Consider the following 22970-nt stretch of genomic DNA (forward strand, 5'->3'; position numbering starts at 1 on the left):
ATCCGAGGGAGCGAGGGGTGGGGTGGGTGTCGGACCGATCGGCAGCCACTCTGCTGCACGCCTCATCGCTAGGCCGCGCGCGGGAGCATGGCAAGGAAAATGCAACCGGAGGGGGTGCCTGCGACAACAAGGGCGGGGTTGTGCGAATCGCGGCGCCGGGATCGCCCTTGAACGGGAGGGGGCGGATCCAACATCACGATAGGCGCAATCGGACAGGTACACCCCATGGACGTCATCGACACGGCCCCCATCCTCGCGCGCAACAAGACCGTCCCCGGCCGCCCCAAGCTGGAAGGCGGCCGCCGCCTGCGGATGGAAACGAAGTTCGAGCCCGCCGGCGACCAGCCCACCGCCATCGCGGAACTGTCGCGCGGCGTCGTCGACGGCGAGCGCGACCAGGTCCTGCTGGGCGCCACCGGCACGGGCAAGACCTTCACCATGGCCAAGATCATCGAGGAGACGCAGCGCCCCGCCATCATCCTGGCCCCCAACAAGACCCTGGCGGCGCAACTCTACGGCGAGTTCAAGGGCTTCTTTCCGGACAACGCGGTCGAGTACTTCGTGTCCTACTACGACTACTACCAGCCCGAAGCCTATGTCGCGCGGTCGGACACGTATATCGAGAAGGAATCCCAGATAAACGAGCAGATCGACCGGATGCGCCACTCGGCCACCCGGGCGCTCCTGGAACGCGACGACGTCATCATCGTCGCCTCCGTCTCGTGCATCTACGGCATCGGCAGCGTCGAGACCTACGGCGCGATGACCCAGGACCTGATCGCGGGGACCGAGTACGACCAGCGCAAGGTCATGGCCGACCTCGTGGCCCAGCAATACCGCCGCAACGACGCCGCCTTCGGACGCGGCACGTTCCGGGTGCGGGGCGACAGCGTGGAGGTCTGGCCCGCCCACCTGGAGGACCGCGCCTGGCGGCTGTCCTTCTTCGGCGAGGAGCTGGAGGCGATCCAGGAGTTCGACCCCCTGACCGGCGCCAAGACGGGCGACATGGACAAGATCCGCATCTACGCCAACAGCCACTACGTCACGCCGCGGCCCACGATGCAGCAGGCCATCAAGGGCATCAAGGCGGAGCTGGCCGTGCGCCTGGACCAGCTGGTCGGCGAAGGGAAGCTCCTGGAGGCCCAGCGCCTGGAGCAGCGCACCAAGTTCGACCTGGAGATGCTGGAGGCCACGGGCGTCTGCAACGGGATCGAGAACTATTCCCGCTACCTGACGGGCCGCGCGCCGGGCGAGCCGCCCCCCACGCTGTTCGAGTACATCCCCGACAACGCCATCGTCTTCGCCGACGAATCCCACGTCTCCGTGCCCCAGATCGGGGGCATGTACCGGGGCGACTACCGCCGCAAGTTCACCCTGGCGGAGCACGGGTTCCGCCTGCCGTCGTGCATGGACAACCGCCCCCTGAAGTTCGAGGAATGGGACGCGATGCGGCCCCAGTCGGTCTTCGTCAGCGCCACCCCCCAGGCGTGGGAGCTGGAGCAGTCGGGCGGCGTCTTCGCCGAGCAGGTCATCCGCCCCACGGGGTTGCTGGACCCGGAGGTGGAGATCCGGCCCGTCGACATGCAGGTGGACGACCTCCTCGACGAGATCCGGCGCGTGACCCAACGCGGCATGCGCACCCTCGTCACCACCCTGACCAAGCGCATGGCGGAGGATCTGACGGAGTACTTCCACGAGCAGGGCATCAAGATCCGCTACATGCACAGCGACATCGACACGATCGAGCGGATCGAGATCCTGCGCGACCTGCGCCTGGGCGCCTTCGACGTGCTGGTGGGCATCAACCTCCTGCGCGAAGGCCTGGACATCCCCGAATGCGGCCTGGTCGCCATCCTGGACGCCGACAAGGAAGGCTTCCTGCGCTCGGAGACGTCGCTGGTGCAGACCATCGGGCGGGCCGCGCGCAACGCCGAAGGCCGCGTCATCATGTACGGCGACCGCATCACCGGCTCGATGGAACGCGCCATCGCTGAAACGGACCGCAGGCGCGCCAAGCAGATCGCCTATAACGAGGAGCACGGCATCACGCCGGAAACGGTCAAGAAGAATGTCGACGACATCCTGGCCGGCCTCTACCAGGGCGACACCGACCAGTCCCGCGTCACAGCCAAGGTCGACAAACCCATGGTCGGCGCCAACCTCCAGGCCCACCTGGACGGCCTGCGCGCGAGCATGCACAAGGCGGCCGAGAACCTGGAATTCGAGGAGGCGGCGCGGTTGCGGGACGAGGTGAAGCGCCTGGAGGCGGTGGACCTGGCCGTGGCGGACGACCCGCTGGCGCGGCAGTCGGCGGTGGCGCAGGCTGTGGAGGATGCGCGGAAGGCCGAGGGGCGGAGCACGGCGGGACGGCCGGGGCAGCGTGGGGGGAATGTGAAGCGGAAGAGGAAGGGGGGGCGTTAACCCAAACGACACCGAATCGTCCGAATTAAGGTGTGTCGCAAGCTATGGAGGTCTGATGCGTTCTCTTGTTCTTCTTCTAATGCTGAGTTCCCCTGCTCTAGGTGACTATATCTCCGTAAAGCCCAATATCGCCAATCCAAACTATCCCACCCACTTCGTTTCAATTTCGGCTTCTGAAAGCGACGGATCGCTGACCTCTTTGTCCATTCGCTGTGAGAATAACTCGACGGATGTCTACGTTAATTTCGATGGTATATTTGGGCATCGCGGTGTCTTGACCGTACGCTGGAACGGAATGACGGAGGCCAAGAGAATCGCTGCAAATGATGCGACGACTGGGGACGCGGCCTTCATTCGAAACCCCATTTCTTTTGTCAAAAGGCTCGTCGAGGAAGGAGGTGTCATTCTTGGAGCGACTGGGCATAGCGTGAGGGGTGCGGCTCGTTTCAGCCCCGAGGAGAACACTGTCGGCGCAATATACGAACTAGCTTCGACTTGTGAGTGGTCGGATCATCTGCCCTCCAGGGAGGATCAGGAAACTACGTCTGAGACTAGGGTAGATTTGGCTGAAGAAGAGGTCATTCGAAACATAATTCTTCTACAGAAAGGCAAGCTGCGGTCTGTTGGTCGCACACGTGTGATAGCGATCCTTGATCAAGAACTTGGGGCATGGTGATTGCGGCGCAATCGTAAGTAAGACGCAGAGTGGGCATCACCACGGCCACCGTCCCACGTCTGCAAACCATCCAACCGTCCCATCTGCGGCACCGTCTCCCTGGTGGGCGTGGTGACACCCACCCTACGGGCGATCGACACACCGGTCATCCGCACCAATCCGCCAGCGCATCGCCGTGGCGCGCGGCTTGGTGGAACGACGAACACGGCCAATCGACGGACCGCACCCGGTAGGTTGGGCCTGCACGGCCCACCATCCGATGGTTCCACTATCCCCCCGGTGGGCGATGAACGCCCACCCTACGACCAACCCGTCCAATCCGGCGGCACGTCGCCCGCTGCCACTGCGTCATGAAACGACGAATGGGGCCAATCGACGGGCCGCTGCACCAAGCCGTGCCGCACGGGGTTCGTCCAACAATACGCCACAGCCGCGCGCATCTGCGCCTCGTCGCGGATCATCCGCTCGAAGTACCGACGCTGCCATATCCCGCGTTCGCGCCTGCGCGCCTTGCTGTCCGACCGCGCGGGCCGAACGTTCAGGGCGTGCGTGAACCGGGCCTTGATGACCTGCCATCGCGTCGGGAAATCGGAGTCATCGTCAGGCAGGGTCCAGATCGCGTGCAGATGATCCGGCAGGATGACGAGCGCGGGACAGGTGAACGGACGCTCCGCCTGCGTCCGCCTCCACGCATCCCGGAACGCGCAGACCTCGTCGGTCAGCGTGGTTCCCGTCCGGTCGGCCAAAGCGACCGTAAAGAAATAGCTATGTCCCGCATGTCGGAAGCGGCGATAGTCCGGCATGCGCCATCTTCGCCAGAAGACATGAACGAACCGTAGGGTGGGCGTTCATCGCCCACCGGTCGGGTCATGCCATGGTGGGCGATGAACGCCCACCCTACCGCTTCCCCGACACCGCCCGCACCAACGCCACGACCGCCGCCGCCGCCACCGCGCCCACGACCAGCAGCAGCACCACGCCGCCCGCGGCCAGCACCGTCACGCCCAGCAGCGCCAGCACGAAGGGGGCCGCCATCGCGGCCACCGCGCCGATGATGCCATAGAGCAGGACGCCCCGCCGCAGCAGCATCCCCAGCGCCGCGCCCACGGCGAAGCCGATCACCGCCAGGATCACCAGGGCCGTGATGCCGATGCCGCCCAATACGCCTTCCATGTGCGATCCCTCCCGCGGTTGCGCCAAGGCCAACGGACGATCCCCCCGGCGGTTCCATTCCGGCCCCGTACACCGACCGTTAACCGCCGCCGCCCATCAGGGGGCGATGCGCCCGATCCTCGCCGCCCTGCTCCTGCTGCTCCCGCTCCCCGTCCCGCCCGCCGCCGCCGGGCCCTGGCCGCGCGCGCCCGGCGTGGCCTACGTGTTCACGGGGTTGGAGCACGAGGTGAACGGCTGGAACGCCCTCTACGTCGAATACGGCCTGCCCTGGCGCGACCTGACCCTGGGGCTGGAGGCCGGCGCCCGCCTGGCGGGGACGGTCACGGCGAATCCCGACCACCCGATGGAGGGCCGCGCGCGGCTGTTCGTGCGTCTGCCCGTCCTGTCCGGGTCCGACCGCCGCGCGGCGCGGCCGCCCTGGCTGGAACCCTGGCTGATGGCGGTGGAGCTGGGCGTGGCCGTGGACCACGACCCCCTGGCGCTGGACCGCGACCTGCGGCCCGCCCCCTATACGCATCTCCGCGGCAGCCTGGGCGTCACGGTGGGGCGCGGCCTGTCCACGCCCCTGGGCGACGGGTGGACGACAGTCGATCTGCGCACGACCCTGGGCGGTGGCGACGGCGGCGGCGGACGCCGGACGAAGGCGGCCTGGACCTTGGGCGTGAAGCCGACCCCCCGCATCGCGGTCGACCTGACGGTGGCGGCGGAACGCGCGCGCTTCGATTCGTGGTCGGTCGCGCCCAGCGTCCAGATCGGGCTGGGCCGCTTCGGCGACGGTCGGATCGGGGTGATCCACAAGGACGACGGCCGCACGCTGATGACCGTGGGCCTGGCGCGGACGTTCTAGGCCCTGTTAGACAACCGATCGATGATCGCTGCGATGTGGAGTGCGCCTTGGTATGAGGCGGCGGTCTTGTCGTATCGTGTGGAGACGGCGCGCCATTCCTTGAGCCTGGCCCAGAGGTTCTCGACCTTGTGGCGGCGGGCATAGGCGCGACGGTCGTAGCAGACGGGCGGGTGCGTGCGGTTGGCGGGGACGCATTGATCGGCGCCCGCCTCCTCGATCATCAGCCGCCACGGGCGTGACGAGTAGGCCCTGTCGCAGACCACGCGCCCTACTTGTCCAAGGGCGGTCACGGTGGCGAGCAGCGAAGGCGCCGCCCGAAGCTCGGAGGCCTGCCCGCACAGCAGGACGAAGGCCAGCGCGAGGCCGCGCGCGTCGCAGGCCACCACCGCCTTGCTGCCGTAGCCGCCGCGCGACCGCCCGAGGGCATGGGCTATGCGCCCCCTTTTGCCCCGGCCGCTTTGTGATGGGCGCGGATCGACGTGCCGTCCACGAACACCTCCTCCAACGCAGGACCGCCACCCCACGTCCCGGCGTCGCGGATGTGGGCGAAGGCGCGCTCCCACACGCCCAGGCGGGACCAGCGGATGTGCAGCTGCGCCGCCCGCCACCACGGTCCGAACCGCCCGGGCAGACTTCGCCACTTCGCCCCGTTGCGCATCCGCCAGACGATGCCCTCGACCACCGAACGCTCGTCGCGCAACGGACGTCCCGTCCCGGACCGTGCCGCATCCAGGGCCGCCTTCAGCACGGCCCACTCCTTATCCGTAAGCTCAGACATGCACCCAGAATCCGCAAGACACGTCAGAGTTCCCTAACAGAGCCTAGGCCCTCACCACCCTTCCGTGCCCGGCGCGCCCTTCACCGTGCCCCGCAGGTTCGGCGTGACCCACCCGCCATAGAAGTTGCCCGGCTGCGGCTCGACCGCGACGCCGCCGACGCGGCATTCGTCCATCGCATGCGCATAGATCGCCAGGTGGTCCTTCAAGGCGATGAACCCCGCCGTGGGCGTCGGATAGTCCCACGCGCACCGCGCGGCCGTGATCCCGCCCGCGGACAGCGACCAGTACCGCGCCGCGCCCTTCCATTCGCAGAAGCTGGTCCCCCCGTCGCGGGTCGACGCCGCGCGGATCGCCTCGCGGGGGATGTAGTAGGTGGGCGCGTGATGCGTTTCCAGCACGCGCAGGGCGTCGGTCGTGTCGACGATCGGCTCGCCGCCCAGGACGACCTGGACGCGGTGGGGGACGGCTTCCAGCGATGGGGGGCGGGGATAGGATTGGACGTCTTCGACGGGCAGGCTCATCACGGACAGATATGGCCTTCGCGCCGGCGATCCATGCCCCGGTGCCGCCCTCAGGTGATCTTGATGACCCCCGGGTCCAGATCCAGGACATAGCCCTGCCGCGTGATGTTGCGGATCAGCAGCGCCGTGACGATCTGGTTGCCCATCGCGTCGCGCAGCCGCTTGATCCGCGTGGCCCCCGCCGCCTCGTCGCATTCGGCCGCGGGCTTGCCGCTGACCGTCGCCTCGATCTGCGCGCCGTTCAGGACGTCGCCGTCCAGGCGCGCTTCGGCCAGCACGGCCAGCGTCTCCATCGCGGCATCGGTCAGCTTCAGCTCGATGTCGTTCAGATAGACGGCGTTCTGCGCGCGGGCCAGCACCAGCGACGTGACCTGGATTCCCGACCGCTCGATCTCGCCCATGCGCCGGTTCAGCGTCACCGTGGCCGCCAGCAGCGCCAGGCAGGCGATCAGCAGGCCGGCGGCGAACAGCAGCAGCACGAAGATCACCACGCGGTACGACGCCAGCACGTCGCTGAACGCGGTGCCCGACTGGGCCAGGATCTCCAGCAGGCGGATCTCGTTGGGCTGCCGCAGGCCGGCCGTTTCCACGAACAGCCGTTCCACCCGCTGGTTGAACGCGTCCGCGCCGGGCAGGGACGCGAACAGGAACACCGCCGTGGCCGCCAGGATCACCACGACCGCGGCCACGCCGACGGTCAGGATCCGGGCGGATCGGGCGCGCGCCTCAGTAACGGAGGAAGTACTGGCCTGCACTTGCGCGCCGCTCCTCCAAGCCGTCGTCGCCGAACACGCCCTCCACCGACAGGAGCTGCCAGCCGTCGCCCAGCCGCGCGCGCAGGGCCGCGGCGGCGGCATCGGCGTCGCAGGCCCCGTCGGGCAGCGCGATCACGCCGTAATGCAGCCGCAGGGGATCGTCCCGCTTGGCCTTGTAGTCGGCATAGCACGCCGCCTGCGCGGCACCGGCGCAGCACAGGACGGACAGGATCACGGCGACGCGCAACATGCCCCCTATCTGCGGCAGCGGCGCGCCGCAGGCAATATCGCGCGCGCCGTCATGCGATGACCGACCGGCGTCATTGCCGTGCGCCCGGACGGCGCCGGATCCCCGGGGGGCACCCCCACCACGGAGACATGCCATGATCCGCACCATCCTGACCGCCATCCTTTGCACGGCCCTCGCCCTGCCCGCGACCGCGCAGCAGCAGCGCCCCACGGGACGCGACATGGCCGTCGTCCTGGGCGGCCTGGTCGCGCTCTATGCCTTGAAGGAGACGATCGACCGGCGGAACGACCGCAAGCGCGCCCGCCGGGAGGCGGCGCGGCCCGAGCCCCGGGCCCACCGGGCCGACCGCCGGTTGCGCGCACCCGACCGTTGCCTGCGCGCGCATCGCACCGATCGCGGGGTCGTCCGCGGCTATGGCGCGCGCTGCATGCAGGATCGCGTCGTCGGGCCCGGCCTCCTGCCGCCGCGATGCCTCCGCCGCCTGCGGACCGATCGCGGGCGGCGCGCGGTCTATGCGCCCCGCTGCCTGCATCGCGAAGGCTGGCGGGTGGCGCGGCGTTGACACCCCCGCCCGGCCCCGCCACCCACGGTCCATGGACGCCCCCGACCTGACCTTCGAGCGGGCCGCCCGCGCGGGCGGCGCGACCCTCGTGGCGGGGGTGGACGAGGTCGGGCGCGGCCCCTGGGCCGGTCCCGTCCTGGCCTGCGCCGCCGCGTTGCACGGCCCGCCCCCGCCCGGCCTGGGGGATTCGAAGGCGCTGACGGCCAGGCGCCGCGCCGCCCTGGTCGGCCCCATCCGCGAGGCGGCCCATCTCGGCATCGGACGGGCGGAGGTGGCCGAGATCGACCGCCTGGGCATCGCCGCCGCCACCCGCCTGGCCATGGCCCGCGCCGTCGCCGCCCTGCCCGTGCCGCCCGACCACCTGCTGATCGACGGCCGCGACCGGCACGACTGGTGCCCCTGCCCCTTCGTCGCGATCGTGCGCGGCGACGCGCGGTCCGCGAGCATCGCCGCCGCCTCGATCGTGGCCAAGCAGGCACGCGACGCCTTGATGGTGTCACTGGCGCAACGATTCCCGGGCTATGGCTGGGACACGAACATGGGCTACGGAACGCCGGTCCACCGCGCGGGCCTGCACGCCCAAGGGGTTACGCCGCATCACCGCCGGTCCTTCGCGCCGATCCGGGATCTGTTGCGCCCGCGCCTCTGACACGATCCCGCCACAATCGCGCCCCGCCTCCGCCCCGCGGAGCCCTTTGACCTGCTCCTCGCAGAACAAGGCCACGCCACCAAAGAGCGGGCCATCGAGGCAGAGACATGGCAATGAACCAACGGACGCACCCGCGCCCGACCGATACGATCTTGTCCGGCGATTGCATCGCCGCGATGGAGACGATGCCGGCGGACAGCGTGGACCTGATCTTCGCGGATCCCCCCTATAACCTGCAGTTGCGCGGCGACCTGCACCGGCCCGACAACAGCCGCGTGGACGGCGTGGACGACGCCTGGGACCGCTTCGACACCTTCGCGGATTACGACGCCTTCACCCGCGCCTGGCTGAAGGCGGCCCGCCGGGTCCTGAAGCCCGACGGCGCGATCTGGGTGATCGGCAGCTACCACAACGTGTTCCGCGTGGGCGCCGCGCTGCAGGACGCGGGCTTCTGGATCCTCAACGACGTGATCTGGCGCAAGACCAACCCGATGCCCAACTTCCGCGGCAAGCGGCTGACCAACGCGCACGAGACCCTGATCTGGGCGTCGAAGTCCGAAGGCAGCCGCTACACCTTCAACTACGACGCGATGAAGGCGGCCAACGACGGCGTGCAGATGCGGTCCGACTGGACCCTGCCGATCTGCACGGGCCACGAGCGGCTGAAGAACGCGCGGGGCGAGAAGGCGCATCCCACGCAGAAGCCCGAAAGCCTGCTGCACCGGGTCATCCTGTCGACCACGAATCCCGGCGACGTGATCCTGGACCCCTTCTTCGGGTCCGGCACGACCGGCGCGGTCGCCAAGCTGCTGGGCCGCCGATGGATCGGCATAGAACGCGAAGCGGAGTACCGCGCCATGGCCCGGGCCCGCATCGACCGCGTGGTTCCCGTGGAACGCGCCGCGCTCGACGTCACCCGCGCCAAGCGCGCTGAGCCGCGCGTCCCCTTCGGCACCCTGGTCGAACGCGGCCTCCTGCGCCCGGGCGAGGAGCTGCTCAGCGGGAACGGCAAGCGGCGCGCGAAGGTCCGCGCCGACGGCACGCTGTCGTCGGGCCGGGACGCGGGCTCGATCCACCAGCTCGGCGCGCGATTGGAGAACGCGCCGTCGTGCAACGGCTGGACCTACTGGCACATCCGCCGCGACGGGCGGCCCGTGCCCATCGACGCCCTGCGCCAACAGATCCGCGACGAGATGGCCGGCATGGCCTGACGACGCCACCAGTTACCGCCTGCGTCTGCTGTCCAATGTCCGGCAGACGCCACCTTACCCCCGCGCCGGACGGTGCGGGGGCTTTTGGCGTTCAAGGAACGCGCGCGACGGCGTCACGCCGGACCCCGCGGACGGACGGCCAGTCCCAAACGAAAAAGGCGCCCCAAAGGACGCCCTTCCCGCGGTCGAAACGCCTGCGCGGATCAGTCGCTCGCGACGGCGGCGGCGATCAGGATCAGGGCCAGGATCGGAACGACGATGCCGGCGGACGAGGACGACGTGTCCTCGACGATCACGGCGGGCACGACCGGATCGGGAGGGGTCTCAAACGTGTTGCCGGCGAAGGCGGTGGTGGCGGCGCCGGAAATGGCGACGGCGAGTGCGAGTTTCTTCATGTCATCCTCCAAGATGGGCCACCGCCGCATCGATGTGACGCGCCGTGTGACACCAGAGACGGTACCTCGTGCGAATCGTTAAGCAGCAAGACCCGTTGTTTGCAACGCGGACACGCCCCCGCACCCCTGCCCCGGGGGCAGTTTCGTCATATCAGCAACACCTGCGTCCCGACCCGCGCCATCGAGAACACCTCCGCGATGTGCTCGTTGTAGAGGCCGATGCAGCCGGACGACGCGCGCCGCCCGATCTTGCGCGGATCGTGCGTGCCGTGGATGCGGTAGTACTTCCAGCCCAGATGCATCGCGTGGGTGCCCAGGGGGTTGTTCGGTCCCGGCGGGATGTGGGCGGGCAGGCTGGGGTCCCGCCGGCGCATGTTGGGCGTGGGCGTCCAGCCCGGTCCCACCACCATGCGGGTGACGCTGGTGCGGCCCCGGCGCGTCATGTCCTCCGACATCGGCACGGACGACGGATACAGGTGATACGCGCCGTTCTCCTCCCACATGTGCAGGATGCGGCTGTCGATGTCGACCAGGATGGCCCCGCGCCGCAGGCTGCCGAAATGCGGACGCCAGTCCTGGGCCTTGAAGCTCATGGTGTTGCGCGGCACGTCGCGGCCCGCCGGACGCTCGATCGCGATGGGCGGCAGGGTCTGGGCGGCCAGGGGCGCGGCCAGGCTGGCCAGGCCCGCGCCCAGCAGGGCGCGGCGGCTGAGGGTGCGGTTGGGGCGGTTCATCGGCACAAGTCTCCCGTTCTCGACGACAAGGGGTAGGGCGGGGACCCCCTTTGGGCAACCAATGCGGGCGCAAACGTGAAGTTCCGATTGTCGCGCCGGGACCCGCGCGGGATTTGCGTGGGCCCCCGTTCGGCGCTAGGTCGCTCGTCACCCGCAACCGCCCCCGCACCGCATCCCCCCCGGAGGATCCGCATGAACCGTCGCCACGCCCTTCTCCTGCTGACAGGCACAGCCCTGTCCGCCTGCACCACGCCCGCCCCGCCGACCATCGGCCCCGACGGGCAGTTGCTGCCGCAAGCCTACCGAATCACCGGGGCCGTCGCGCGCGAGATACCCGGAAACGCGCTGCAGGCCGTCAACGCCCTGCGCGCGGGCGCGGGCGCCCCGCCCGTTCGGCTGGACGACGCGCTGACCCGCGCCGCCCGCGTCCATTCCCGCGACATGAGCCTGCAGAACCGCCCCTGGCACTTCGGCTCGGACGGCACCAACCCGATCGACCGTGCCCGCCGCGCGGGATACGGCGGCCGCCTGCTGGGCGAGGCCGTGGCCGAAACGTTCGAAACGGAAACCCAGACCATCGCCGCCTGGGCGCAGGAACGCGGCACCCGCCGCGTCCTGGTCGACCGGACGGCCACCGACATGGGCTTCTCCTGGTTCCAGGAACCGGGCGGCAAGATCTGGTGGACGCTGAACATGGGCGCGGGCGCGGGCGGCGTCGCGGTGGCCGCGCTCTGACGCGGCGCGGGCGCGCAGGGGGCCCGAACCGACGGGCCCCCGATCGCCGCGCCCCTCAGGCGAAGATGTCCACGGGCGTCCCGTTGCGCACCATCGCATAGACGTGCCGCATCTCGCGGTTGGTCACGGCCACGCAGCCCGCGGTCCAGTCCTGCGACCGGCCGCGGCGCGTCTCGCCCCAGCCGTGGATGAAGATGTCGCCGCCCGGATCGACGCCGCGCTCCTTGGCCCGCGCCCGGTCGACCGCGTTGGGATAGTCGATGCCGACGGACAGGTAGAACCGCGAATCGGGGTTGCGCCGGTCGATGTGGTAACGCCCCTCCGGCGTGCGGCCGTCGCCGTATTGCTGCTTGTGGCCCGTCGCCGTGAACCCCAACTGCACGTCGTAGGTTTCGAGCGCCACGTTGCCGTGCAGCAGGTGCATCCGCCGCTGCGTCTTCTGCACGATGATGCGGGTCACCTGCGGACCGCCGTATTCGTAGAACTTTCCGCCGCAGCCGGCCAGGGTCAGCGTGCCGCCCACCCCCATCGCCAGCGCGGCGCGCCGCGTGATCGTCTGTCCCATCTGCCCCTCCGTCGCCGGGCCCGTTGATCGGACCATCCGTTGCGCGAACAGGGTTACCATATCGTAAACCACCCCCCCGTGGGAAGCCGTCGCGCGTCACCCGTCGCGCGACAACAGGTCCGCCAGGCCACGGCGGTAGTCGGGGTGGCGCAGGCGCACGCCGAGGTCGCGCTTGATGCGGTCGTTCCGCACGCGCTTCGATTCGGCATAGAAGCTGCGCGCCATGGGGGTCAGGTCGGCCTCCTCGAACGCCACCTCGGGCGGCGGGGGCAGGCCCAGCAGGGCCGCGGCATGGGCGATCACGTCCTGGGGCGGCGCGGGATCGTCGTCGCACACGTTGTAGACGGCGCCCGGATCGGGCCGGTCGAGGCTCGCCAGCAGCACGGCCGCGATGTCGTCCACGTGGATGCGGCTGAACACCTGCCCCGGCTTCACGATGCGCCGCGCCGTGCCCGCCCGCACCTTGCTGAACGGCCCCCGGCCGGGCCCGTAGATCCCTGCCAGGCGGAACACGTGCACGGCGGGGCAGAACGCCCGCCACGCGGCCTCCGCCTCCACCCGCCACCGCCCCCGCCGGGTGGACGGGGTGAGGGGCGTGTCCTCGTCCACCCATCCGCCGCCATGGTCGCCATAAACGCCCGTGGTCGACAGGTACCCTACCCAGGCCATCCCCCCGATCCGGTCCCGCAAGGCATCGCCATAGGTCGCCAAGACCGGGTCCCCGTCCTCGGACGGCCCCGCGCTGACCAGGACGTGCGTCGCATCGCCCGGCAGGGGATCGCCCCAGATCAGCGGCTCGACCCCTCCGGCGCGCAGCGCGTCCGCCTTGTCCGCCGACCGCGTGGTGCCGACCACGCGCCAGCCCCGGTCCAGCAGGGCGGGCGTCAGCGCACGGGCCGAATAGCCGTGCCCGAAGGACAGCAGGGTCTTCATGCCAGCCGCCCCACCGCCCAGCGCGCCGCATCCGCCACCGCGGCGTCCGCGTCCTCGCACAGCGCCTGCACCACGGGCCGCAGCGATGCCCGCCCCGAATTGCCGATCGCATAGGCCACGTTGCGCACCATCCGGTCCCGCCCGATCCGCTTGATCGGGCTGCCCGCGAAGCGCGCGCGGAACCCCGCATCGTCCAGCCCCGCCAGTTCGGCCAGGTCCGGCGCCCGGTGCGGCCCGTGGTAGCGCAGGTCGCCCGCCGCCACCGCGAACTTGTTCCAGGGACACACCGCCAGGCAATCGTCGCAGCCATAGATCCGGTTGCCCAGGGCGGGGCGCAGGCCTTCGTCCACCGGGCCGCGATGCTCGATGGTCAGATAGCTGATGCAGCGCCGCGCATCCAATCGGAACGGTGCGGGAAAGGCATCCGTGGGACAGACGTCCAAGCAGCGGCGGCACGTGCCGCAACGTTCGGCCTCCGCCGCGTCCGCGGGCAGGTCCAGCGTCGTCAGGATCGCGCCAAGGAACACCCAGTTGCCGAAGTCCCGGCCCAGCAGGTTCGTGTGCTTGCCCTGCCAGCCCAGCCCGGCGGCCTGGGCCAGGGGCTTCTCCATCACGGGGGCGGTGTCGACGAAGACCTTGATGGCCGGATCGGTCCCCGCAGCGTCGATCAGCCACCGCCCCAATCGCTTCAACGCCTTCTTGACCACGTCGTGATAGTCCCGCCCTTGCGCATACACGCTGACGGCCCCCCGCGCCGGGTCGGCCAGGTCGTCCAGCGGATCGTGGTCGGGCGCGTAGCTATGGGCCAGCATCACGACCGACCGGGCCTGCGGCCACAAAGCGCCCGGATCGCCCCGCCACGCCGCACGGTCCGCCATCCACTCCATCTGCCCGTGATGCCCGTCGTTCAGGAAGCGTCGCAGGCGGGCCGGCGCGTCGGGGATGGCGTCGGGACGGCAGACGCCCATCGCAGCGAACCCTTCGGCGCGGGCTTGCGCCGACAGGCGGGATTTGAGCGACCCGCCGTCCAGGCCCGCCGCTTGGGTAGGGGCCTCGCGGCGGGCCAACCCTAGAAGTCCAGATCCGCGTAATGCGCCGCGGGCCGGAACCCGGGCACGACGTCGGCCAGGATCGAACGGAAGGCCGGGCGCGACTTGATCTTGGCGTACCAGTCGCGCACGCCCGCGTTCCGGTCCCAGTCCACGTCGCTGATGTAGTCCAGGCACGACAGGTGCGCGGCCGCGGCGAAGTCCGCCAACGACAGCGCGTCGCCGGCCAGCCAGCGCCGCTGGTCCAGCAGCCACCCCATGTAGTCCAGGTGGAACTTGACCGCCTTCACGCCCGCCTTGACGTTCGCCCCGTCGGGATAGCCCTGCCGCGTCAGCTTCTTGTTGATCCGCTCGTAGACCAGCTTCGACGTCACCTCCGCGTGGAACTTGTCGTCGAACCACCCCGTCAGGCGCCGCACCTCCGCGCGGGCGGGCGCGTCCTCGGGCAGCAGCGCGGGCCGGGGCACCGTTTCCTCCAGGTACTCGCAGATGGCGGCGCTGTCGGACAGGGTCAGCCCGTCTATCCGCAGGACGGGCACCTGACCGGCCGCGTTGCGGCGCAGAAACTCGGGATGGCGCTCCCAGTACCGCTCCTCGATCAGATCGACCTCCAGCTTCTTCTCGGCCAGCACCAGCCGGACCTTGCGGCAGAAGGGCGACAGGGCGAAGTGATGCAACTGGATCATGCCATGCTAGATGCCGCAGCCCCGCGGCCGGTTCAATCCTGGAAGCAGCGCGCCCGCCCGTCCGCCCGGATCGTCGCAGCCCCGTCCCGGATGGACGCGGCCCGGTCGCGCACGAAGCGCGACGGCGCGCCCGCGTCCCGCCCCTTGGGATCGGGCAGGATTGCGGCCAGGCGCGCCGCCTGCACCGCGGTCAGCGCCCCGGCGTCCACCCCGTGATAGCGCCGCGCCGCCGCCTGCACGCCGAACACGCCGCGGTCGAACTCCGCGACGTTCAGGTACACCTCCAGGATGCGCCGCTTGGGCCAGGCCGCCTCGATCGCCAGGGTGAACGGCACCTCCAGCGCCTTGCGCAGCCAGGACCGGCCCTGCCACAGGAACACGTTCTTGGCCGTCTGCTGGCTGATCGTGGACGCGCCGCGCGCGCCGCCGCCCCGGATCGCCGCGCGGATCGCGTCCACGTCGAACCCCCAATGGCGGCAGAAGTTCGCGTCCTCCGCCGCCACGACGGCCCGCGCCATCACCGGCGCGACGTCGTCCAGCGCCACCCACTCGCGGTCCACGCCGCCCAGCCGCCAGGATTCCGAGACGATGTAGGGCGTCGCGGGCGGCGGCACGACGCGGAACGCCAGCACCAAAAGCATGAGGAAAGCGACGCCAAGGAGGCCTGTGCGCAAGGCGAGGCGTCCCATCGCCCCGACGGCACGCCGCACGCGCATCCGAAAGAGGTTCCGCATTGTACGCTTTCTCGCACGTCGCAGCGTAGTCCGAGCCGTCATGACCGAGCCGGCCGTGCCCTTGCCAGGGCGGAGGAAAAGGCAAAGGGACGTGGAGGACGTCTCAATCGAAATCGTATCCGTAATTTCGCCATGAACCCGGTCCGAATGTCATGCCCTCGAACTTCGACAGGTACGACGCGTTGCTGTTGCGCAGGACCCGGTACCGGTCCGGCATCGGCAACGGACGGTCCCGCACCGGCAGGTCAAGGGCTTCGATCACGCGGTCGATCTCGCCCTCGGGATCCACGCAGAACGCCTCGTATGTCAGCACTGCGCAATCGGTGTCCAGGTCCGCCCATGCCGTGGCATAGGCGCGGTCCCAATTCTGCATCAGCATCGGGATCTCGTAATGGACCCATTTGCTTGTGGATGCAGACACGACGCGGGGGTCGCGAGCCAGCACCAGGAACCGGGCGCCGGGGAACACCGCGCGAAGCCAGGCGATTTTGGTCAGGTTCGGCGGGCTCTTCTCCAGCAGCGCTTCGCCCTCGCCTGTCATCCAGGGTGTCCAGCGGGACAGAAGGCGCCGTCGCAACTCCGGCGCTGTGTCGGGCGGGGGTGGCTCCAGGGGCCACTCCAGTCCGAACTGCCCCACGCCGCCCCCGGTATAGACGTCCTGAAGGTGAATACCTTCGTTCTCAGGCACCGGCCCCTCCAAGCCGACGAAGCTGCAACGAACCCGCAACGCGCTCTCGAGCAGCGTGGTCCCACTGCGATGCGCGCCGCAGATGAAAAGGTAGCGACCGAAGCACCTGGGCGTGTCGGACCATGCGAGAACCGGCAAAGGGTTGCGACGGCGATTGACGAGACCACGCAGGACGGCTTTGGCACGCCGCGTCGTGGATTTCAGTGTCATGCTCCGGTCATCCTTTCTCCTACGTTCGCGACGAGGGCGCATCGCGCGGCATCCGGACGACCCCGTCCAGCCGAACCACGCGGCGGTTCCCCGCGTCTGCTTACGCTATGGAGCTAAATAAGGGCGAGGCCTCCAATCGGTCAAAGACTTTGGAATCTGCGCACGCCGGGTCCGTCCGAGCGACCTTCGATGACGGGCGTCCCGGTCCGACTCTCGTTCACCTTGCGAACGTGGCGCGGTTGCCACGTCCGGTGGGACCGCCTAGACACGGCCCCTTCCCTGCCTGGCGTCGGAGTCCGCCCATGAAGAAGCTGATCCTGGGCTTCGCCACGAACCAGACGACCGCGTCCGTCGCGGTGTTCCTGCGCTCCGCCCGGGCGGTCCACGATGCCGATGCCGTCGACATCGGGCTGGTCACCAACACCACCGACGGCATCGCCGACATCGTGCGCGAAACGGGATGCCGCATCTTCCACACCGTCTCGACCTACGGCCCGCGGATGGGCCGGCCCGCTAAGGCCGCGTCGCGCGCCGTGATCCAGGGGCTCCGGGCGCTGCAGCGCACCGGCGCCCGCCGGCGCATGCCCGAGATCGCGGACGGCTACCGCCACGTGATCGAGATCTGGCACCACCCCCACTTCGCCCGCTGGACCGCCATCGCCCGCGTCTTGGGGGCCCATGCCCACGAATACGAGGCCGCGTTCCTGTCGGACGTGAAGGACGTCCTGTTCCAAAGCGACGTCTTCGCGCATCTGGGCGATGACGCCGTGCAGATATTCGAGGAGGCGCACACCTTTGGGGAGCAGCGGTGGAACGCGGAATGGGTGCGCAAGGGCTACGGCGAGGCGGCGGTGAAGCGGCTGCACGACGTTAGGCCGATCTGCGTCGGGACCGTGATGGGCCGCACCGAGCCCTTGCGCGCGCTGTGCCTGGAATTCTTCGACATCATCGGGCGGGATCCGTTCCTGACCGTCGAGCAGGGCATGTTCAACTACCACTACCAAGCCGGCACGTTCACGACGCCCCTGACCGTGATCCCCGAACTCGAAGGGGCGGTCGCCACGCTCGCGGGCGAGGTCGGCGCCGCCACGACGTTGCTGGACGGCACGGTCCTGCGGCGGCGCTCCGACGGGCGGATCATCCCCGCCGTCCACGGCTACGACCGCTACGACCACCTGCGCGACCCGATGGCCGCCCCGTTCCTGCGCCCGCCCGCCGCCTGACGCCGCGGGCGGGGACCCGTCACTCCGCGGGGATCGCGCCCTCCTCCAGGGCCAGGGGCGCGGCCAGGTGGACCAGCATCTCCTTGGGGCAGACCTGCACGAAGTGCCGCAGCTCGCCCGACCAGTCCGACAGCAGCGCCGTGGCCTTGCGGCTGCCGGTCTCGGCCGCGTGCCGCTCGACCAGGCCGCGCAGCTGCACCGCCCAATGGTCCACCGTCACGGGGCAGGTCACCAGCGTTTCCGCGTTCATCAGCTTGGGCACGCGTCCCTCGGGGTCGTACAGGTACGCCATCCCCCCCGTCATGCCCGCGCCGAAGTTGCCGCCGATGTCGCCTAGGATCACGGCCACGCCCCCGGTCATGTACTCGCAGCCGTTCGACCCGCACCCTTCCACCACCACCGACGCGCCGGAGTTGCGGACCGCGAACCGCTCGCCCGCGCGGCCGGCCGCGAACAGGTGGCCCGCCGTGGCGCCATAGAGCACGGTGTTGCCGACGATGACGTTGCGGTCCGCGCGCAGGGGGCTGACCTGGGGCGGCCGCACCACGATCGTCCCCCCCGACAGCCCCTTGCCGACATAGTCGTTGGCGTCGCCCGACACCTCCAGCTTCAGGCCCGGGGCGGCGAAGGCGCCCAGCGACTGCCCCGCCGATCCCTGCAGCTTCACCGTCAGGTGGTCGGGCTGCAAGCCGTTGCGCATCCCGAACCGCCGCACGATGTGGCTGCTGGTGCGCGTGCCCACGCTGCGATGCGTGTTCTGCACCGCATAGGACAGCTGCATCTTCTCGCCGTCGTCCAGGAACCGCTCCGCGTCGCGCACGATCTGCGCGTCCAGCGTGTCGGGCACCGCGTTGCGGTCGCGCCCCCGGTCGTAGCGGATCCGGTCCGCCCCATCGACGGTGATCAGCAGCGGGTTCAGATCCAGGTCGTCCAGATGCGCCGACCCCCTGCTGACCTGCGCCAACAGATCGGCCCGCCCGATCACCTCGTCCAGGCTGCGCGCCCCGATCTCGGCCAACAGCCCCCGCACCTCCTGGGCATAGAAGGTGATCAGGTTCACGACCTTGTCCGCCGTGCCGGTGAACTTCTCGCGCAAGGCCGGGTCCTGCGTGCAGACCCCCACGGGGCAGGTGTTCGACTGGCACTGGCGCACCATGATGCAGCCCATGGCGATCAGCGCCGCCGTTCCGATGCCGAACTCCTCCGCGCCCATCATCGCGGCCATGACCACGTCGCGCCCCGTGCGCAGGCCCCCGTCGGTCCGCAGCGTCACGCGGGACCGCAGGTTGTTCATCGCCAGGACCTGGTGTGCCTCCGTCAGGCCCATCTCCCAGGGCAGGCCCGCATACTTGATGCTGGTCCCGGGGCTGGCCCCCGTCCCCCCGTTGTGCCCGGAGATCAGGATGACGTCCGCCTTGGCCTTCGCCACGCCCGCAGCGATGGTCCCCACGCCCGAGGACGCCACCAGCTTCACCGTGACCTTCGCGCGCGGGTTGATCTGCTTGAGGTCGTAGATCAGCTGCGCCAGATCCTCGATCGAATAGATGTCGTGATGCGGCGGCGGCGAGATCAGCGTCACGCCGGGCGTGGAATGGCGCAGCCGCGCGATCAGCTCCGTGACCTTCATGCCGGGCAGCTGGCCCCCTTCCCCGGGCTTGGCGCCCTGGGCCACCTTGATCTCCAGCTCCTCGCAGTGGTTCAGGTACTCGGCCGTCACCCCGAAGCGCCCCGACGCCACCTGCTTGATCTTGGCCGACGGGTTGTCGCCGTTGGGCTCGGGCACGAAATGCGCCGGGTCCTCGCCGCCCTCGCCCGAATCCGACTTGGCCCCGATCCGGTTCATCGCCACGTTCAAGAGCTTGTGCGCCTCCGGGCTCAGCGCGCCCAGGGACATGCCGGGCGTGACGAACCGCTTGCGGATCGACGTGATCGATTCCACCTCCTCGATCGGCACGGGCCGGCCTAGGGGCTTGATCGCCAGCAGGTCGCGCAGGTGGATGGGCGGGTTCGCCTTCAGCGCCGCGGAATACTGCTTCCACAGCTCGAAGGACGCGTTCGCGCAGGCCGCCTGCAGCATGTGCATCGTCTGCGCCTCCCAGGCGTGCCGCTCGCCGCGGCGCCGCGCCTTGTAGAACCCGCCGATGGGCAGGACGTTCGTCGCCTCCGCCCGCCAGCCCTTCGCGTGGATGGCCTCCATCTTGCGCTGGACGCCGATGACGCCGATCCCGCTGATCCGGGACAGCATGCCGGGGAAGTACTCGGCCACCATCGCCCGGCTCAGGCCCACCGCCTCGAAGTTCAGCCCCCCCCGATAGGAGCTGACGACGCTGATCCCCATCTTCGACATGATCTTCAGCAGGCCGGAATCGATCGCCGCGCGGTACCGCGTCACGGCCTCCGTCAGCGACCCTTCCAGAAGGCCCCGCTCGATCCGGTCGGCCAGGCTGTCCTGCGCCAGGTACGGGTTCACCGTGGTCGCCCCGCAGCCCACGAGCACCGCGAAGTAATGCGGGTCCACGCATTCCGCCGACCGCACGTTGAGGCTGCAGAACGTCCGCAGCCCCTTGCGCGTCAGCCACGAATGCACGGCGCTCGTAACCAGGATCATCGGCATGGCCACGCGGTCCGCGTCCTGGAACCGGTCCGTCAGCACCAGATGCCCCGCCCCGGAGCGCACCGCCTCCTCGGCCTCCTCGCGGATGCGGGCCAGCCCCGCGGCCAGGGCGCCCTGCGCGCCGCCCGCGGGGAAGGTGCAGTCGATGGTGACGACCGATTCCCCCATCTGCCCCATGATGGCCTGGAACTGCGCGTTGCCCACGAAGGGGCTGTCCAGGACCAGGATCTCCGTCTGGCTGCTGTCCTGGTCCAGCACGTTCTTCAGGTTCCCGAACCGGGTCTTCAGCGACATCACCCGGTATTCGCGCAAGGAATCGATCGGCGGGTTCGTCACCTGGCTGAAGTTCTGGCGGAAGAAGTGCGACAGGGGCCGATAGCGTTCGGACAGCACGGCCGCGGGCGTGTCGTCGCCCATGGACGCGATCATCTCCTTGCCCGATTCCGCCATGGGGGCCAGGACCTGCTCCAGCTCCTCGATCGTATAGCCCGCGGCCACCTGGCGGGTGCGCAGGGCCTCGCCCGAATGGACCGCCGCCTCCGCCACGCCCGCGGTCACCGCCTCCAGGTCGGTGATCCGGTCGCACCAGTCTCCGAAGGGCAGGGTCGCGGCCAGGTCGTCCTTGATCTCGGCATCGTGGAACAGCCGGCCTTCGGCCATGTCCACGGCGATCATCTGCCCCGGGCCCAGCGCGCCCTTCTCGATCACGGTGGCCTCGTCCACGGGCACCATGCCCGCCTCCGAGCCCGCGATCAGCAGCCCGTCGCCCGTCACGACGTACCGCATGGGCCGCAGCCCGTTCCGGTCCAGCCCCCCGCAGACCCAGCGCCCGTCCGTCATCGCCAGCGCCGCGGGCCCGTCCCACGGCTCCATCACCGCGTTGCAGTAGTTGTACATGTTGCGCCACGCCTCGGGCAACTCCTCGGCCTGCTGCGACCAGGCCTCGGGCACCAGCATCGTCTTGGCCATGGGCGCGTTGCGGCCCGCGCGCACCAGGACCTCGAACACCGCGTCCAGGGCGGCGGAATCGCTGGCGCCCTGCGGCACGATGGGCTTGATGTCGGCGGCCTGGTCCCCGAACGCGCCGCCCGCCATGCGGATCTCGTGGGACCGCATCCAGTTCAGGTTGCCCTTCAGCGTGTTGATCTCGCCGTTATGCGCCAGCATCCGGAACGGCTGGGCCAGCCACCATTGCGGGAACGTGTTGGTGGAATACCGCTGGTGATAGAGCGCGAAGGCGGAGGTGAAGCGCTCGTCCTTCAGGTCGGGATAGAACTCGGCCACCTGCTCGGCCAGCATCATCCCCTTGTAGATGACCGACCGGCACGACAGCGACGCGATGTAGAGGCCCCCGACCTGGGCGGCCACCGCCGCCTTCTCGATCCGCCGCCGGATGACGTAGAGCTCGCGCTCGAACGTCTCCTCGTCCGCGCCCTTGGCGTTCGATATCAGGATCTGCTCGATCTCGGGCCGCGTCGCGTTGGCCTTCTCGCCCAACACGTCGATGTTCACCGGCACGTGCCGCCAGCCGTAGATCGTGTGGCCCATGCGCAGGACCTCCGCCTCCACGATGGTGCGGCACACCTCCTGCGCGGCGAAGTCGGTGCGCGGCAGGAACACCTGCCCCACGGCGAGGATCTGGTCGGTGTGCGGCTCGTGCCCCGTGCGGCGCACCTGGTCGTGGAAGAAGTCCACGGGGATCTGCAGGTGGATCCCCGCGCCGTCGCCTGTCTTGCCGTCCGCGTCCACGGCGCCCCGGTGCCAGATCGCCTTGAGCGCCCCGATGCCCGCCTCCACGACCCGGCGCGACGGGCCGCCCTTGATGTCCACGACCAGGCCCACGCCGCAGGACGCGTGCTCGCTGTCCTCGCGGTACAGCGACGCCGTCCCCATCGCGGCCCGACGTTCGACCTCGCGGCGCTCGTACTCGGTGAACCAATGGGTCATGGATCGTCCCCCTCGATGTGGAAGGCCCCGGCCTCGTATTCGGCCCGGGTCCTGGTGCGGTGGTCGCCCGTCAGCGGCACGTGGGCCGGGCGGCGATCGACGTAGATTTCCGATATCAGCGGGAAGTCCCGCGTGCCCTCGAACGGGCCGGGGATCATCTCGTAGGGCGCATGAGGCTCGTCCGGCATCTCCATCCACAGATGGGATCCGTAGGTCCCGCAGAACGCGCGGACCGCGTTCTCGCTGGACCGGTAGCGCACCACCGGCCCCGTCGCCGCGACCGCATCGCGCGCCACGTCGAACGTGCCATAGACCAGCCCCGACCAGCGGCGGCACATCGTGCAATGGCACGCGCCCACCCCGGCCACGTGGTCGCCGTCGATCACGATGCGCACCGCCCCGCACAGGCACCGCCCGTCCAGACGCCCCGTCCGGCGGTGGGGATCGCGGATGTCGCTCATGACGCCGACGCGTCAGCGATGCTGACCCATTGCGCCAGGTGGGATGCACGTCCGTATGCACGGGGGGTGTACGGGGGGTGTACGGGGGGTGCATCCCGCCGATCGGCCGATCGGTCGCCCGTCCATGCGTCGGGCGCAACGGGGATGGATCC

Annotated in this window: 25 protein-coding genes; 8 read left to right on the forward strand and 17 right to left on the reverse strand. The window is 69.7% G+C overall.

Annotation, left to right across the window (positions count from 1 at the left end):
* Positions 1 to 225: 225 nt before the first annotated feature.
* The gene (uvrB, locus tag P0084_RS07365) at positions 226 to 2421 is read left to right on the forward strand and encodes an excinuclease ABC subunit UvrB (RefSeq protein WP_308916177.1); all 2196 of its coding nucleotides are present in this window, start codon (positions 226 to 228) and stop codon (positions 2419 to 2421) included.
* Positions 2422 to 2716: 295 nt separating this feature from the next.
* Complete coding sequence (locus P0084_RS07370; RefSeq protein WP_308916178.1) at positions 2717 to 3097, forward strand: hypothetical protein; 381 nt, start codon at positions 2717 to 2719, stop codon at positions 3095 to 3097.
* Between the two features lie 299 nt (positions 3098 to 3396).
* Here P0084_RS07370 and P0084_RS07375 read toward each other — a convergent pair whose 3' ends face one another.
* Together P0084_RS07375 and P0084_RS07380 are read right to left on the reverse strand one after the other, a co-directional pair.
* Positions 3397 to 3900 (reverse strand): REP-associated tyrosine transposase, encoded by a 504-nt coding sequence (locus tag P0084_RS07375; protein ID WP_308916179.1) that lies wholly within the window; start codon positions 3898 to 3900, stop codon positions 3397 to 3399.
* Between the two features lie 94 nt (positions 3901 to 3994).
* A complete protein-coding gene (locus tag P0084_RS07380; protein WP_308916180.1) occupies positions 3995 to 4270 on the reverse strand; it encodes a GlsB/YeaQ/YmgE family stress response membrane protein in 276 nt (91 codons plus the stop codon).
* A gap of 106 nt (positions 4271 to 4376) precedes the next feature.
* Between P0084_RS07380 and P0084_RS07385 the strand changes: the two genes are divergently transcribed.
* A complete protein-coding gene (locus P0084_RS07385; protein WP_308916181.1) occupies positions 4377 to 5117 on the forward strand; it encodes a hypothetical protein in 741 nt (246 codons plus the stop codon).
* Here the strand turns inward: P0084_RS07385 and P0084_RS07390 are convergent.
* The 5 genes from P0084_RS07390 to P0084_RS07410 are packed head-to-tail and all read right to left on the reverse strand — an operon-like array spanning position 5114 to position 7422.
* On the reverse strand, positions 5114 to 5641 hold the full coding sequence (locus tag P0084_RS07390; protein WP_308916182.1) for an IS5 family transposase: 528 nt from the start codon (positions 5639 to 5641) through the stop codon (positions 5114 to 5116). The two genes, P0084_RS07385 and P0084_RS07390, sit on opposite strands and share 4 nt — an antisense overlap.
* Positions 5548 to 5895: a transposase gene (locus P0084_RS07395; RefSeq protein WP_308916183.1), complete on the reverse strand. Its 348-nt coding sequence runs from the start codon at positions 5893 to 5895 to the stop codon at positions 5548 to 5550. The genes P0084_RS07390 and P0084_RS07395 overlap by 94 nt, the downstream gene beginning before the upstream one ends.
* Before the next feature lie 51 nt (positions 5896 to 5946).
* On the reverse strand, positions 5947 to 6417 hold the full coding sequence (locus tag P0084_RS07400; protein ID WP_308916184.1) for a DUF427 domain-containing protein: 471 nt from the start codon (positions 6415 to 6417) through the stop codon (positions 5947 to 5949).
* 50 nt (positions 6418 to 6467) lie between these two features.
* Entirely contained in the window at positions 6468 to 7172 is a 705-nt protein-coding gene (locus P0084_RS07405) for a winged helix-turn-helix domain-containing protein (RefSeq protein ID WP_308916185.1), read from the reverse strand.
* The gene (locus P0084_RS07410; protein ID WP_308916186.1) at positions 7144 to 7422 is read right to left on the reverse strand and encodes a hypothetical protein; all 279 of its coding nucleotides are present in this window, start codon (positions 7420 to 7422) and stop codon (positions 7144 to 7146) included. The genes P0084_RS07405 and P0084_RS07410 overlap by 29 nt, the downstream gene beginning before the upstream one ends.
* A 133-nt stretch (positions 7423 to 7555) precedes the next feature.
* On the opposite strand from P0084_RS07410, the gene P0084_RS07415 reads away from it, so the two are divergent.
* From P0084_RS07415 to P0084_RS07425, 3 genes are all read left to right on the forward strand, one after another.
* Positions 7556 to 7984 (forward strand): hypothetical protein, encoded by a 429-nt coding sequence (locus tag P0084_RS07415; protein ID WP_308916187.1) that lies wholly within the window; start codon positions 7556 to 7558, stop codon positions 7982 to 7984.
* A gap of 31 nt (positions 7985 to 8015) precedes the next feature.
* The gene (locus P0084_RS07420) at positions 8016 to 8633 is read left to right on the forward strand and encodes a ribonuclease HII (RefSeq protein WP_308916188.1); all 618 of its coding nucleotides are present in this window, start codon (positions 8016 to 8018) and stop codon (positions 8631 to 8633) included.
* A 113-nt stretch (positions 8634 to 8746) separates the two neighbouring features.
* The gene (locus tag P0084_RS07425; RefSeq protein WP_308916189.1) at positions 8747 to 9844 is read left to right on the forward strand and encodes a site-specific DNA-methyltransferase; all 1098 of its coding nucleotides are present in this window, start codon (positions 8747 to 8749) and stop codon (positions 9842 to 9844) included.
* 203 nt (positions 9845 to 10047) lie between these two features.
* Here the strand turns inward: P0084_RS07425 and P0084_RS07430 are convergent, their stop codons facing one another.
* Together P0084_RS07430 and P0084_RS07435 are read right to left on the reverse strand one after the other, a co-directional pair.
* Entirely contained in the window at positions 10048 to 10239 is a 192-nt protein-coding gene (locus P0084_RS07430) for a hypothetical protein (RefSeq protein WP_308916190.1), read from the reverse strand.
* A gap of 146 nt (positions 10240 to 10385) precedes the next feature.
* Complete coding sequence (locus P0084_RS07435) at positions 10386 to 10973, reverse strand: L,D-transpeptidase (protein ID WP_308916191.1); 588 nt, start codon at positions 10971 to 10973, stop codon at positions 10386 to 10388.
* Between the two features lie 192 nt (positions 10974 to 11165).
* On the opposite strand from P0084_RS07435, the gene dalA reads away from it, so the two are divergent.
* Positions 11166 to 11708, forward strand: coding sequence for a divisome-associated lipoprotein DalA (gene dalA, locus P0084_RS07440; RefSeq protein WP_308916192.1), 543 nt, complete (start codon positions 11166 to 11168; stop codon positions 11706 to 11708).
* 55 nt (positions 11709 to 11763) lie between these two features.
* Here dalA and P0084_RS07445 read toward each other — a convergent pair whose 3' ends face one another.
* From P0084_RS07445 to P0084_RS07470, 6 genes are all read right to left on the reverse strand, one after another.
* Positions 11764 to 12273 carry a L,D-transpeptidase family protein gene (locus tag P0084_RS07445; RefSeq protein ID WP_308916193.1) on the reverse strand — a complete coding sequence of 170 codons (510 nt, stop codon included), beginning with the start codon at positions 12271 to 12273 and terminating at the stop codon, positions 11764 to 11766.
* Between the two features lie 96 nt (positions 12274 to 12369).
* Positions 12370 to 13206, reverse strand: a complete 837-nt coding sequence (locus P0084_RS07450; protein ID WP_308916194.1) for an SDR family oxidoreductase — start codon at positions 13204 to 13206, stop codon at positions 12370 to 12372.
* A complete protein-coding gene (gene queG / locus P0084_RS07455) occupies positions 13203 to 14273 on the reverse strand; it encodes a tRNA epoxyqueuosine(34) reductase QueG (protein ID WP_308916195.1) in 1071 nt (356 codons plus the stop codon). Before queG ends, P0084_RS07450 begins: the two co-directional genes overlap by 4 nt.
* Positions 14274 to 14275: 2 nt before the next feature.
* Positions 14276 to 14941 carry an FtsZ-binding protein FzlA gene (gene fzlA / locus P0084_RS07460; RefSeq protein WP_308916196.1) on the reverse strand — a complete coding sequence of 222 codons (666 nt, stop codon included), beginning with the start codon at positions 14939 to 14941 and terminating at the stop codon, positions 14276 to 14278.
* A gap of 32 nt (positions 14942 to 14973) precedes the next feature.
* Positions 14974 to 15675, reverse strand: coding sequence for a monofunctional biosynthetic peptidoglycan transglycosylase (gene mtgA, locus P0084_RS07465; RefSeq protein ID WP_374213617.1), 702 nt, complete (start codon positions 15673 to 15675; stop codon positions 14974 to 14976).
* A gap of 103 nt (positions 15676 to 15778) precedes the next feature.
* Positions 15779 to 16615: a sulfotransferase family protein gene (locus tag P0084_RS07470; RefSeq protein WP_308916198.1), complete on the reverse strand. Its 837-nt coding sequence runs from the start codon at positions 16613 to 16615 to the stop codon at positions 15779 to 15781.
* Between the two features lie 260 nt (positions 16616 to 16875).
* On the opposite strand from P0084_RS07470, the gene P0084_RS07475 reads away from it, so the two are divergent.
* The gene (locus tag P0084_RS07475; protein ID WP_308916199.1) at positions 16876 to 17796 is read left to right on the forward strand and encodes a hypothetical protein; all 921 of its coding nucleotides are present in this window, start codon (positions 16876 to 16878) and stop codon (positions 17794 to 17796) included.
* A 19-nt stretch (positions 17797 to 17815) separates the two neighbouring features.
* On the opposite strand, the gene gltB is transcribed toward P0084_RS07475, so the two are convergent.
* Together gltB and P0084_RS07485 are read right to left on the reverse strand one after the other, a co-directional pair.
* Positions 17816 to 22303: a glutamate synthase large subunit gene (gene gltB, locus P0084_RS07480; protein ID WP_308916305.1), complete on the reverse strand. Its 4488-nt coding sequence runs from the start codon at positions 22301 to 22303 to the stop codon at positions 17816 to 17818.
* Positions 22304 to 22353: 50 nt separating this feature from the next.
* Entirely contained in the window at positions 22354 to 22818 is a 465-nt protein-coding gene (locus P0084_RS07485) for a GFA family protein (RefSeq protein WP_308916200.1), read from the reverse strand.
* Positions 22819 to 22970 lie beyond the last annotated feature (152 nt).

The organism is Jannaschia maritima (assembly GCF_030973515.1).
GTDB classification, from domain to species: domain Bacteria; phylum Pseudomonadota; class Alphaproteobacteria; order Rhodobacterales; family Rhodobacteraceae; genus Jannaschia; species Jannaschia maritima.